This window comes from Microcoleus sp. D3_18_C4, from assembly GCF_036702355.1.
In the GTDB taxonomy this organism is placed as follows: Bacteria; Cyanobacteriota; Cyanobacteriia; order Cyanobacteriales; family Microcoleaceae; genus Microcoleus.
Map to the genome: position 1 here is coordinate 14944 of NZ_JAUBTF010000079.1, position 13277 is coordinate 28220.

Sequence of the window (13277 nt, forward strand, 5' to 3'; positions counted from 1 at the left end):
TTGGAGTTTAGCTTTTAGCATTCTAACTCGATCGCGCCTTGTCGCAATATTTCCCACTCGCTGCCCGTCCATTTAGCCACAGTCGAAGGCAAACTCGAAGCTGTTGTCGCTGTTGCTAATTCCGAAGGAACTAATGTCAAGACTTCAGGAAACTGAGCCTCAATTTCTGCCACCGATTCCAGAGGCGGCTGGCCGGATAAATTAGCGCTGGTAGTAGCCAAAGGGCCTGTCTGCTCTAGAATCTTGAGGGCAAGGGGAAAGTCAGGCACTCGTACTCCGATTGTAGTTCGATCAATGGGATTGAGAGCCGCCGGGACTTTGGCTGAAGCCGGCAGCACCAAAGTTAACGCCCCCGGCCAATAGGATTCGGCTACTTGCTGCCACAAGTTTAACTCTGCTGGACTTCCCTGCACGTAAGGCCACAAGGCCCTCGCCGATGCTGCCATCAAAATCAGCGGTTTGTCTTGACTGCGACGTTTAGCTGCAAAAATCAACTCCGAGCGATCGGGACGCGCAGCCAAAGCGGGTACAGTATCTGTAGGAAAGCTGACGATATGATTGCCAGAAATTGCCCCTTGAATCAAGGAGTCGATCAAAACTTGTGTCATGCCATTTTAGATTTTAGATTTTAGATTTTTGAAGTACGACATATTCTTGAAACCTAAAGACGGTAGGCTAAGGCAAACCGATCGACTCCTGCTAAATCAGAAAATATCTGAACTTTGCCATAACTCCCGTGACTTTGCAGCATATCAGCTACCGCCTCAGCCTGTCCCGACATCATCTCAATCAACCAAACTCCCCCCGATTCTAAATAATCGGGAGCCGTTTCTACCAAATGCCGGATGTAATCTAACCCGTCAAAACCACCGTCTAAGGCCAGATGAGGTTCGTGCTTCAAAACTTCCGGTTGTAGAGTCAGAACCGTGTTGCTGGGGATGTAAGGCGGGTTAGACACCATGCCGCTAACGCGACCTTTGAGAAATTCTAGCGGTTCCCACCACGAACCTTGATAAAAATTAATTCGCGATTCAAAGCCCAAATTCTCAGCATTCAGTCGAGCCACTGCCAAAGCTTCCGAACTGCAATCTACCGCATAAACCCTAGCATTTGTCAACGCAGAAGCCAAGCCGATCGCGATCGCCCCGCTGCCCGTCCCCAAATCCACCCAATGCGATTTGGCAAATTCTCCCCCCCGAAGCTGGGAGAAGTTTAAATCTTCTCCCCCCCTTAGTAAGGGGGGGTTGGGGGGGGTAGATTTTTGATTGATATTTTCTGCTTCTAAACGGCTTTTAACAGCTTCTACAGCCAAATCGATCAGCAATTCCGTTTCAGGACGCGGAATTAGCACCGCCGGCGTTACTTTGAGCGAAAAATGCCGCCAATGTGCAACTCCCGTTAAATACTGCACCGGCACCCGTTCCTGTAAGCGCCGCTGCCACAATTGAGCAAGTTCAGATAAAGACAACTTTAATTCAATTTTTGGCAAATCTTTAAACGACTCCAAACGCAGAGCCAACCTATCCAAACCAGCCAGCTCTTGCAGCAGCCAGTCGATTTCTGCTAGGGGAATGTCATAGGTAATCGCCTCTGTTTTAGCTTGATTCACCCACTGCCAAAGCTCTAAACCAGAAACAAACATAATACTTTTTTGGAAGGGGTAATTGTTAATTGCTAACTGGTAATTAGTAATTAGTAAATAGTAGGTTGAGTCGAGAAACCCAACCTACTATTTCATGAGTAATAACTGATGACTGATGACTAATGACTGCTGACTAACTATTAGCGAGCCGGCCGAGCTGGAGCCGGAGCTGGAGCCGGTCGAGCTGGAGCCGGAGCTGGAGCTGGTCGAGCTGGAGCCGGAGCAACCTGTGGATTTTGGCCCGCACCGGCAGGTTGGAGCGATCGCACAAATTCCAGAGACTCCCGCGACGGAATCAAAATCATTTGGCTCAAAAACGGGTCGTTCTCAGTACGCAAAGCTTCCAAAACCCTCTCCAAGTTCACCACCTCAATCTTAATTGAAGTAGTTACATTCGGCTGCTGCTGCTTGAAAAGTTCCACCATTGCCTGCAATTCCTCCTTGTTAAAAAACAGGGGAATTTCCTCTTTCTGACCCTGCTGAATCGTCAAATAGCCATTTTCCGGGCCCCCAGTGGCAAAAAACAGAGGTACACCGTTTAACTCGTTAACTTGTTGCCCAGCTTGCTGGAGTACAGTTTTAGCCGACTGCACTTGCTGCGGAGTCGGAACAAAAGCAAACTGCACCTCATCCGGCTTGCCTTTATTTGCTTGAGCGATCTGATAAACTGCTCCCAGTGACAAGGGTCTCACGCGCGCCAACGCCCCCAACTGAGGATCTGTCGTTTTTAGTTTTTCGGCGTAAGCTTGAGCATCTTTCTGGCTGATAAAAATTACCACTACCGAAGTATTGCCGCTTTGACCTTGACCTTGTTTGGGGACAGAACCCGTCAGGAACGCACCCTGAGCATCCGTAATCGTAAATACCGGCACAGATTGCAACTTTTCCAAAATTTGCGCCTCGGGGATTGCTAGCGCCGACATATTGTCTGTTGCTAAGGAACCCAGCAGAGTGCTGCCGACAATTCCCAATATTGCGCCCAAACGAACTAATGATTTCATGTTTTTTCCATCAGGAGCGATCCTGAAACACATTAACGCAAAGACTGGCGACTTAACACGATCGGCAAAAACTGCCTCAATTTGTTTTCATTTTGACGAAATGTAAACATCAGAGACAGTTCTGCTTCAATCTATTCTTTAACATTGTGCGATCGGGATGACAGGATTTGAACCTGCGACATCCTGCTCCCAAAGCAGGCGCGCTACCAAGCTGCGCTACATCCCGGTGTTATAGTTAGCTAACCTCTAACAATTAACGCACAAAACCGCTTGCTTGTCAAGCTTTATTAAATATTTAGTTCTCGATGCAGCTAAGGCGAAGTTTTTTTTAGGTTGTGCGGTTTGATCCCACCCAAAAACCCATACCAGCCCCTAGCTCCTATCGTGCTCTGCTCAAATCGACTGACAATACTTGCAGAGCTTCATAACGGCCCTGATGCCGAGATACATCCACGCCTCACTGACCGCAGCGCACAGGTGCATTCGGTGTTGGCAGCGTCAATATTGTATTGTATATCCTCAACAAATCAACGCCGACCTGCACCTCGCTTGCTAATCTGGATACCAAAACATACCTTTAATCCCCTCTGGATCGGACATAAAGCCCAAATTGCGGTAAAAATCCACCACTTGAGGGTCAGCAAATAAGGTAATGTTGCTGATATCTTCACTGCGGAGTTTTTTAATGATGTATTTCATCAGCGCCTTGCCCATGCCTTTGCCCTGGTAGTCAGGATGAACTACCACATCCCAAAGCGTGGCATTAAAAGCGTGGTCTGAAGTCGCTCTGGCGAAACCCACCAGCCGTCGCTGGCTGCCCCGCATCTCCCACATAGAGACGACTAGGAAGCTGTGCTGAATAGCTTTTTTGACTTTACGCAGGGGACGGCGGGACCAACCCACTGCATTACAAAGTTCTTCGAGTTCGTAGAGGTCAATGTCCCGATCGCAACTGAAAAAGATGCGAGCGTTGCCGCTGGCGGGTTTGCGAAACGTTGGGGAAAGCGGATCGCCTAACCCAACAGCCACATCTTCCTCAAAATCCGCTGTTTGGGGTACAGAGGCAGACTCAGAACTACTAAATAAGTTTTTCCAAAAACCCATGCAGGCGCGGTTAAGGTAGTAGAAGTTGGACGACGAGAAAGAGAACCAGACAGATAAACCCACTCCGATCGGCGTAGGATCAATTGCCGGTAGCTTCTTGAGGAACAGTTTACGGTACACTCATCTTACGCCGAAAACAGGGATTTGTCGTCCAACATTGAGTCTGCGCTTTTTTGATTCTGTCAAGTTTGGTAGAACTGTTCTGCTAGCCAGTGCCCGGACAACCCGCTTTTAAGGTAAAATTTGTTGCCGAACCAGGACAGAGGCATTTTGGGAAATGCTTCTTTTGAGTGCCGCCGATCGCGCCGGAACTTATACCCTTGGTGGGAAATACCACTGGAATGGCGCCACGGTGACATTCTCGTGATAAGTTCTCTGACAGATTTGACTTTGGCTTTTAGTGAGGAGACGGGCACAATTTAAGTCGAATCGTCGAATCGAAAATCCCATTGCCATAAGGCATGGAAGAGCAAGACTTAAGTACCAAATAGTTCGCTAAAAATATCCATACTTAATCGTTGAGGAGAAGTTTTGTGTTTGCCGTCAAGCGAGCGCTCAAATTGAATAACCGGGAAGCGACCTTGATGGCAAAACACGCAGGATTTCGGCGGGTAGTGTTTAACATGGGGTTGAGCTTGCGGACTCAAATGTATGGCGAGGGACAATTCACAGACTCAAAGGTACTTAACGAAGTCAAAAAAGTTCTCACCAACTACGTCAAGAAACAGCCTGAATTCGCTTGGATGAATCAATTATCTAGTCGCGTTTATCAAAATGCTTTGATTGACTTGAAAGATGCTTTTAGTCGGTATCGCTCTGGAAAGGCAGGTCATCCAAAATTTGCTAGTCGCCGAGACGGTCAATCTTTTACAGTTGATTCGTCTAACGGCAAAGTTTTACTAAATGCTGGCAGCACTATCAAGATTCCTACCTTGGGAACTTTTCGACTCTACGAGGCCTTAGAATGCGGTTATGTGTCTCAAACTTTTACGATTTCCAAAGAAGGAAGTCGTTGGTTTCTTTCCTTTGGCGTTGATGCCGAACGTTTGCCAGTGCAACAATCTGAAAGCTCTGTAGGAATCGATGTAGGCATTAATTCTTTTGCCACGCTGTCTACTCAGCAGGTCTTTGATGCGCCGAAGCCGTTAAAACAAGCGAAAACCAAGCTTGCTACCTTGCAGCGCCAAGCATCAAAACAGGTAAGAGGCTCCCAAAATCAGCGCAAAACCTACCATAAAATCCGTCGGCTCCATGCACGGATAGCTCGTATTCGCTTAGACTTTCTTCACAAGCTAACAACTTATTTAGCCCAAACTTTTAAGCTAATTAAGATTGAAAGTTTGAACGTTCAGGGCATGATGGCGAATCACAAGCTGGCTGGGGCAATATCGGATCTAGGTTTTTACGAATTTAAGCGTCAACTCGATTATAAGTGCAAAATGTATGGGGCAAATTTAGTGCTGGTAGACCAATGGTTCCCCAGCACTAAAACTTGCTCGAATTGTGGCACTAAAAAAGATATGCCACTAAGCATTCGGACTTTTGACTGTCCTGCTTGTGGCATATCTTTAGATCGTGATTTCAACGCCAGCATCAACATTTTAAACTGGGAACCCTCGGCTTGAGGGGGATAGCCTACTTATCTTGGGATTAGCCGTCTACCCAACAGCGTAGGAAGTAAACTCCGAATTGTGTCTAAAGATGGCTTTAGGTAAGTTTAAATAAGTTTTACAAAGCAGTCCATACCTATTATATTTCCCGCACCTTCTCCTCAATTATGGCTTCGGGTTTAAAACCATCTACACTAGAACTTCTCAAGCGCTTTAACCGAGCGTTTCCGCAGTTTTATGAGCAATTTGTCAGCAGCGAAATCCAACTGCAAAACCTCAAATTAGCTTACCAACTTTACAAAACTCGGCAAGCAGTCATCGAAATCCGAGCCGAAGGTAATAAAAGTGCGCTGCATTTTGCTTACCGGAACCAGTCTTTTCTACTCAGCGATATTTTTGGAGTGCTCGCGGCCTACGGACTGACAATTCACAGTCTGAGTCTGTACGGTCAAATTTACCCGCCCATGCTGGTATTTATCAAATTGGTAGTATCTCGCGGTGGCAAGGTACTAGCAGATAAAACAGCAGAAAACGTCTGTAGGGCGGTTCGAGAGGCCTTGGCGGGGCATTTTGAGGTTGAAGAGATGTTGGCGGTGGAATTTAATTTAGACGCGGGTTTAGAAGATGTGGCAACTGAATTCTACGTCGATCCGGTTTTCCACTTGCCAGCTTTGCTGATTGAAGCAGATAATCAGCCTGGACTTTTTTACAAAGTTATGTATGCCATTTGGCAAGAGGATTTGTTGGTAGTAAATGCTAATTTGCTGGTTTGGCGGGGGCGAACTCGCCTGATTCTCTACTTGTTGGGGCCCAATGAAAGTTTAATTCCTGAGTATCTGGGACAGAAAATCGCTGAGGGGGTGCGACAAAGATTGCTAGGCGAGCGATTTTAGGGATACCACTGACTAGGCGTGAAACCTGGTTTTTGGTCAAAACCTTAGTGTGGAGAAAGTTAAACCAAGCCGATCGCCCGATCAAACTACTGATACCTCTGTGTTGATTTCGGGATAGGATAAAATTATGGCAACCATCGACATCCTAGGGGTTCGGCACGCTTACGATTTGACGGCTCCGACTGCAACTTCCCCGGTTCTGGTATTTGTCCACGGCTGGCTGTTAAGCCGTCGCTACTGGCAACCTTTGACCGATCGCTTGGCATCAAACTATCAGTGTCTTACCTATGATTTACGGGGGTTTGGCGATTCTCAATCGGACTCCGGCGACGATCGCCCCTGTTCCGAACCGCTAAATTCCTGTTACACTCCCGCAGCTTACGCTCGCGATTTGGAACTTTTACTGGAAAAACTCGATATATCTTCTGCTTGGCTGGTGGGACACTCTCTGGGCGGTACGATCGCTCTATGGGGAGCCAGCAAATTGTCCGATCGCGTTAAAGGCGTGGTCTGCATCAATGCAGGGGGCGGCATCTATCTTAAGGAAGAATTCGAGCGATTTCGAGCGGTCGGCAAGCAGCTAGTGACAATGCGTCCCGGCTGGCTGCCTCGCTTGCCCTTAGCAGATTACGTGTTTGCCCGCGATTCTGTAGCCCGCTCGATCGGCAGATCCTGGGGACGGCAGCGCTTAATAGATTTCGTGGGAGCTCATCCAGAGGCAGCTTTGGGGGCTTTATTGGATTCCACCACAGAAGCGGAGATTCACCTATTGCCACAAATTGTCTCCCAACTCAAACAACCTGTTTATTTTATTGCCGGTACTAAAGACAAAATTATGGAACCAAAATACGTGCTGCATTTGGCTAGCTTTCACTGGATGTTCCAAGGTTGTGGCGAGAATGTCCTTCAGCTTCCCGATTGTGGCCATTTGGCAATGGTGGAACAGCCGGATGCAGTGGCTAGTTATCTGCAAAATATTCTGAAAGAACATGATTAGAGGGCATGGGGCATGGGGCATGGGGCATGGGGCATGGGGCATGGGGCATTAAAACTTACAAATAACCAATAACCAATAACCAATAACCAATAACCAATAACCAATAACCAATAACCAATCACAACTGACTTCTTCCTTAATCTAAAATCTGTTATGTTAAATAGATAAGTCTGCCCGCTCGCCCTCTTCGGACAGACGTTTCAATTAAATAGTGGCTTTCAACTCTAAATTCTAATTCTGCTTAAATATCTGTGCGCGTTAACCTCACCGATCGGCAACAACACATCCTTTGGGCAACGGTTCGCCACTACATAGCTACAGCGGAACCCGTTGGCTCAAAAGCTTTGGCTGACGAATTCAACCTCAGCGTCAGCCCAGCTACCATTCGCAATGCGATGGGGACTCTTGAAAAAGCTGGACTGCTTTATCAGCCCCACACTTCGGCAGGACGAGTCCCCTCTGACTCCGGCTACCGAATTTACGTAGACCAGTTGATTCAGCCGTCTGATACGCTGGCCCGCAAGGTGGAACAGGTACTAGACCAACTCAATTGGTCGGATGGTCGCATGGACGCGGCACTCCGTGGCGCTGCTCAAATCCTGGCAACTATCAGCGGTTACATAGCAATGATCACCATACCGCAAACCAATACGGCTTGCTTGCGCCACTTGCAACTGGTGCAGCTAGAGCCGGGAAAGGTGATGCTGATCGTGGTGACGGATGCCTACGAAACTCAGTCGGTTTTGGTGCAGTTGCCGAGGGACGCAGAAGGTAACACGCCTGATGTCGAAATCGTCGATCGCGAATTGCAGATTTTGTCAAATTTTTTGAACACCAAGTTGCGGGGACGATCGCTCTCGGAACTCTCGGCTGTAGACTGGAGCGAGTTAGACCGGGAATTTGAGCTGTACGCTGAGTGGATGGGAACCATGCTGACTGCTTTGAGCAGCCGCCAAAGCCATCCAACCTACACGCGGATTCTGATCGGCGGTTTGGCAGAAGCGCTGCGCTTGCCTGAGTTTTCGCAGTTGCAGCAAGTTCAAACCCTGGTGCAATTGCTCGAACAAGAGCAGGAACTGCTTTGGCCTTTGATTTTTGAATCGCCGGAGTTGGACACTCCAGGGAAGCGGGTAACGGTGCGTATTGGTTCGGAAAATTCCTTGGAACCAATTCGTGGCTGTACTCTGATTTCTTCGACTTACCGCCGGGGATCGGTACCGGTGGGTAGTGTTGGGGTTTTGGGGCCGACGCGGATGGTTTACGAAAATGCGATCGCGGTGGTGGAAGCTGCGGCCGATTATTTGTCAGAAGCTATTGGCGGAAATCGAGTTAGTTTTCCTGATGGAGATCGAGGAGGGCGATCGGATCATCCCTTGTTAGATGCACCCTAATGTGATAGCCCCAAGCTTAACTGGCTTGGGGTTTTATTGTCTGTGGATGTACTCGCAACCTTTAAAAACCGGGTTTTATGAGAAAAAACCTACGCTTTTATCCCACATTCCACACCCTGGGATGTCATACAGCATAATTACGCAGAAAACTATATATTCAAAGTAACAAATTATGTATTCAAAAAGTTCTTTATCCGTTAATCTACGGTATTATAGTATGATTTATAGTTTTATTGCTGGCTCAAAATAAGTAAAAACCGATAGTAACAGTTGAGGGTGCGGAATGCGGGTTTGATACCCTTTTTGGGGCAAGAAACTAAAGCTTCGCGCTTGACAAGAGAGTTTCGTAAACAACCCTGTTTCTGCGTCCATGAGCGGCTCGGAAAGTGGCAGGAGTTAGGGGGAAGCGACTTTCCGGCGATTGGGAGAAAAAGATTGCGATGGGGAGCGATCGCGCATTTACAGAAAGTGGTCGCGGAATGTTAGTAAAATGGCAGGTTGAGCAGCCGAACTGATGAGTTCTGTTGCAATCCTGGTGGGCGATCGCCCGCTCTAGGGATAGCGGCTGCGACAAATAAATTGAGGAGGCGCGAACCCCGCGCTCGTCGCTTCCCAAGGCAGCAGAATGTCAAAATATTAAGACATTTTAGAGAGTTCGTCAAAAACAACTAAAAAAGATTAGTGTGGAGATGAAAGCAATATTTCTTTTGGGAATAGCCCGGGTTAGACAATTGCACATAACTTGCAGTAAATTTGGCTTGATTGCCACTCCATAAAAAATTTAACCGCTGAGTTAAGATCGAAACGAAATTTAGGGAATTTTCTTTTAACATTCAATGAAATCGACTGATAAAACTAAGAATACCTTTGCGATAACAACGCCTCTGTATTATGTAAACGATTTACCTCACGTTGGCAGCGCTTATACGACTATGGCTGCGGATGCCCTAGCCCGATTTGAGCGGCTGCGGGGCAAATCTGTTTTGCTGGTGACGGGGACTGACGAACACGGGCAGAAAATTCAGCGCACAGCCGAGAGTTTGGGACGATCGCCCCAAGCTCACTGCGATTCAGTGGTTCCGGCGTTTGAGGCGCTGTGGGAGCAACTCGACATCCAGTACGATCGCTTCATCCGCACAACTTCGCGGCGTCACGAGTACATTGTCAAAGAATTTTTCCAGCGCGTCTGGAACTCCGGCGACATCTACTTGAACCAGCAACAAGGGTGGTACTGCGTCTCCTGTGAAGAATTCAAGGATGAACGGGAATTGTTGCCGGGAAATCGGTGCTCCGTCCACACCAGCAAGGAAGTTGAGTGGCGCGACGAGGAAAATTACTTTTTCCGTCTGTCCCGGTATCAAGACCAACTGCTGGCCTTGTACGCAGAACGTCCCGACTTCATCGCGCCGGAAAGCCGACGCAACGAAGTGCTCAGTTTCGTCAACTCTGGACTGCAAGACTTTTCGATTTCTAGAGTAAATCTCGAATGGGGTCTGCCAATGCCAGTTGACCCCAGTCACAGCATCTACGTCTGGTTTGACGCTTTGCTGGGATACGTCACCGCCTTGCTAGATCCGGACAGCGACCCGATTTTGGAGAATGCTTTATCTAAATGGTGGCCGGTTGACTTGCACTTGATCGGCAAAGATATTCTTCGCTTCCACGCTGTTTACTGGCCGGCAATGCTGATGTCAGCAAATCTACTGGTGCCGGGTCGCGTCTTCGCACACGGGTTTTTGACCAAAGACGGCAAAAAAATGGGGAAAACGGAGGGTAATACTTTAAACCCTGTCGAATTGGTCAACAAATACGGCGCTGATGCAGTGCGTTACTATTTTCTTAAAGAAATTGAGTTCGGAGAGGACGGCGATTTTAACGAAACTCGGTTTATCAATATATTGAATGCTGAGCTAGCAAATGATTTGGGAAATCTGCTTAATCGTACCCTAAACATGGCTCGCAAATATTGCGGTGGCTCCGTACCGAATGTGTTGGCAGAAAACATTGACGGCGACAACCTTCTCAAGGCTATGAGCCTGGATTTGGGCGAGCAAGTAGCGAGTTTTTACGAAGAGTTAGCTTTTAGCAAGGCTTCCGAAGCCGTGCTTGCATTAGTTCGAGCCGGGAACAAGTTTATTGACGTGCAAGCACCTTGGAGTTTGTACAAGCAGGGACAGATCGAAAGTGTCGAACAAGTGCTATATTCTGTTCTGGAATCTGTTAGACTAGCATCTTACCTTTTATCGCCGATTATTCCGAATATCAGCAACGCTATCTATCAGCAGCTAGGTTTTTCAATTGACTTTAACGATCGAGTTACAGTTAACAGTTTAGCGAATTTTGCAGCTCATGCTGCCTGGGGCGCTTTGCCGGCAAACCAAACTCTGGGGGAACCCCAACCTGTTTTTAAGCGGCTCGAACTGCAGTAAACAGTACCTTCATAGTTGGCAGCCAGCGCTCTGGGTGTGATGAGAGACTACGAATTAGCAGTTATTTCCTTACCAATCTTTCATAAAAATTGAGGCATAACAATCATGTTGAATAGAATAGAAAGCAACGACCTTTTTACGCCGGAACAGGTTCTAGAAAATCGCGGTAGAGTGGCAATTTTTATTGACGGTTCTAACCTTTTTTACGCGGCTTTGCAGTTAGGAATTGAGATTGATTACACTAAGCTGCTGTGCCGTTTAACTGCGGGTTCACGGCTGCTGCGCTCTTTCTTCTACACGGGTGTCGATCGCACTAACGAGAAACAGCAGGGGTTTTTGCTGTGGATGCGCCGCAACGGCTACCGCGTGATTTCTAAGGATTTGGTACAGTTGCCAGATGGTTCTAAGAAGGCGAATTTGGATGTAGAAATCGCTGTGGATATGATGGCTTTAGTGGGGTCTTACGACACGGCGGTTCTGGTCAGCGGTGACGGCGATTTGGCTTATGCTGTAGACGCTGTGAGCTATCGTGGCGTGCGGGTTGAGGTGGTGAGTTTGCGATCGATGACGAGTGACAGTTTGATTAATGTAGCCGATCGCTATATCGATTTGGAAATGATTAAGGACGACATCCAAAAAACATCGCGCCCTAATTATGCTTACCGCCCTTTATCGGGTCTGAGCTTGATGGAGGAACACGACGACAGATAGGGATTTGGTAAGGGGTAATTTGTAAGGGTTAATGGGTTGAATTCGGGAGAATTAGAAGTTAAAAATTTAGACAAAGCATAAGAGATTTTTAATTTTTGATTAAGTGTTTTTCACTACCAAATTATCAATTACCAATTAACGATTACCAATTACCGATTACCAATTCCCAATTCCAAATGATTAATCTCACATCCCCAAATCCCCATCTCAAATCCCCAAAATTGAGGCTGCTATTTTTAGCAGCACTGATTTTGGGGATTAATGCTTGTGCGGTTCCGCAAGAGACTCAAAAAAACAAATTAGCTGAGGATCTCCAAACTGCTCAACAGTCAAACAGCACTTTAACTTTAAACAAAGTAACTCTAGAACAAGCAAACGAAAAGGGCGAGACGTTCTGGAAAGTAAACTCGCAAAATGCTGTTTACAGCAAAGACAAAAAGATAGTTAACGTTCAGAAACCTGTGGGCAAATTGTTTCAGGACGGCAAAGAAATTTACGACATTCAGGGAGAAACCGGGCAGGTATTTCAGGAAGGCAATCAGGTTTTTCTCAAAGGTAACATAGTCGCTACAGACCTAAAAAATGGAGTGGTTTTGCGCGGAAATGAGTTGGAGTGGCGGCCGAAAGAAGATGTTCTAGTTGTCCGCAACAATTTGACTGGAGAGAACAAACAGGTAACTGCTTCAGCGAAGGAAGCGCGGGTTTTCAGTAGGGCTAAGAGGATGGAGTTATTCGGATCTGTAGTGGCGAAGGTTAAAGATCCGGTTTTGCAATTGCGAACCGAGCACTTAGTGTGGTTTGTGGAGCAACAAAAGGTAAACAGCGACCAACCGACTCAAATTGACAGATACAAAGATAAAATAGTAACAGACAGCGGTTTTGCCGACCAAGTAGATGTAGACTTAAAAACCAAGATTGCGACGCTGACAAAAAACGCTCAATTGATGCCATCAGACCCGCCGCTGCAAATAGAAAGCAGTTTGATGAGTTGGAATTTTCCGGCGCAATCTGTGGTATCGCCTGGGCCTGTGAAGGTTTTTCACCGCGTGGAAAAGGTGACGATGACTGGGGATACGGGGCGGGGAGATTTAGAGAAAAAAATCTTTTATTTGACTGGGAATGTGGTAGGAATTGGGGAAAAACGTCAAGCTCAATTAAATACCGATCGCGTAACGTGGTATTTAACTAATCAGACTTTCGACGCCGAAGGAAATGTCGTTTACAAGCAACTAAATCCGGTGTTTAATTTAACTGGGCCGAGGGCGGCGGGAGAGTTGAAAAATCAAACTGTGATTGTCAAAGGCGACGGTGGCGGCGGCCAAGTGGTTACGGAATTTGTACCGGACGAGTACAAGGGAAATTTGGGACAGTAGATGGGATTGCAACCGCTGATAAAGGCAGATGAGCGCAGAGGAACGCAGATATAGTTATTTCAAATAAAAATGAGACACTAAGTTGCACAATAAGCGCGAATAATCTCATCAAGAGATGTGGCAGAA

12 protein-coding genes and 1 tRNA gene are annotated in these 13277 nt (G+C 47.1%); 8 read left to right on the plus strand and 5 right to left on the minus strand.

The features are described 5' to 3' along the window. Positions 1-14: 14 nt before the first annotated feature. From QUA90_RS26880 to QUA90_RS26900, 5 genes are all read right to left on the minus strand, one after another. Positions 15-608, minus strand: coding sequence for an L-threonylcarbamoyladenylate synthase (locus QUA90_RS26880; RefSeq protein ID WP_333448404.1), 594 nt, complete (start codon positions 606-608; stop codon positions 15-17). A 53-nt stretch (positions 609-661) separates the two neighbouring features. Further along, complete coding sequence (locus QUA90_RS26885) at positions 662-1642, minus strand: HemK/PrmC family methyltransferase (RefSeq protein ID WP_333324435.1); 981 nt, start codon at positions 1640-1642, stop codon at positions 662-664. Between the two features lie 140 nt (positions 1643-1782). After that, positions 1783-2643 (minus strand): Tic22 family protein, encoded by an 861-nt coding sequence (locus QUA90_RS26890; RefSeq protein WP_333080993.1) that lies wholly within the window; start codon positions 2641-2643, stop codon positions 1783-1785. 152 nt (positions 2644-2795) lie between these two features. Further along, positions 2796-2869, minus strand: a tRNA-Pro gene (locus QUA90_RS26895). Positions 2870-3195: 326 nt separating this feature from the next. After that, positions 3196-3747: a GNAT family N-acetyltransferase gene (locus QUA90_RS26900; RefSeq protein WP_172187348.1), complete on the minus strand. Its 552-nt coding sequence runs from the start codon at positions 3745-3747 to the stop codon at positions 3196-3198. A gap of 243 nt (positions 3748-3990) precedes the next feature. Here QUA90_RS26900 and QUA90_RS26905 point away from each other — a divergent pair, with 243 nt between their 5' ends. The 8 genes from QUA90_RS26905 (at position 3991) to lptC (ending at position 13151) form a co-directional block, all read left to right on the plus strand. Continuing rightward, complete coding sequence (locus QUA90_RS26905; protein WP_333389250.1) at positions 3991-4170, plus strand: hypothetical protein; 180 nt, start codon at positions 3991-3993, stop codon at positions 4168-4170. A gap of 110 nt (positions 4171-4280) precedes the next feature. Continuing rightward, on the plus strand, positions 4281-5372 hold the full coding sequence (locus QUA90_RS26910) for an RNA-guided endonuclease TnpB family protein (protein WP_333448405.1): 1092 nt from the start codon (positions 4281-4283) through the stop codon (positions 5370-5372). 152 nt (positions 5373-5524) lie between these two features. Then, complete coding sequence (locus QUA90_RS26915; protein ID WP_006631881.1) at positions 5525-6250, plus strand: hypothetical protein; 726 nt, start codon at positions 5525-5527, stop codon at positions 6248-6250. 127 nt (positions 6251-6377) lie between these two features. After that, positions 6378-7247 (plus strand): alpha/beta hydrolase, encoded by an 870-nt coding sequence (locus QUA90_RS26920; RefSeq protein ID WP_333324428.1) that lies wholly within the window; start codon positions 6378-6380, stop codon positions 7245-7247. A gap of 245 nt (positions 7248-7492) precedes the next feature. Further along, positions 7493-8638 (plus strand): heat-inducible transcriptional repressor HrcA, encoded by a 1146-nt coding sequence (gene hrcA, locus QUA90_RS26925; RefSeq protein ID WP_445300145.1) that lies wholly within the window; start codon positions 7493-7495, stop codon positions 8636-8638. 836 nt (positions 8639-9474) lie between these two features. Then, entirely contained in the window at positions 9475-11067 is a 1593-nt protein-coding gene (gene metG / locus QUA90_RS26930; RefSeq protein WP_333324422.1) for a methionine--tRNA ligase, read from the plus strand. 105 nt (positions 11068-11172) lie between these two features. Beyond that, the gene (locus QUA90_RS26935; RefSeq protein WP_006631885.1) at positions 11173-11778 is read left to right on the plus strand and encodes a LabA-like NYN domain-containing protein; all 606 of its coding nucleotides are present in this window, start codon (positions 11173-11175) and stop codon (positions 11776-11778) included. A gap of 176 nt (positions 11779-11954) precedes the next feature. Next, positions 11955-13151 carry an LPS export ABC transporter periplasmic protein LptC gene (gene lptC, locus QUA90_RS26940; protein WP_333324420.1) on the plus strand — a complete coding sequence of 399 codons (1197 nt, stop codon included), beginning with the start codon at positions 11955-11957 and terminating at the stop codon, positions 13149-13151. Positions 13152-13277 lie beyond the last annotated feature (126 nt).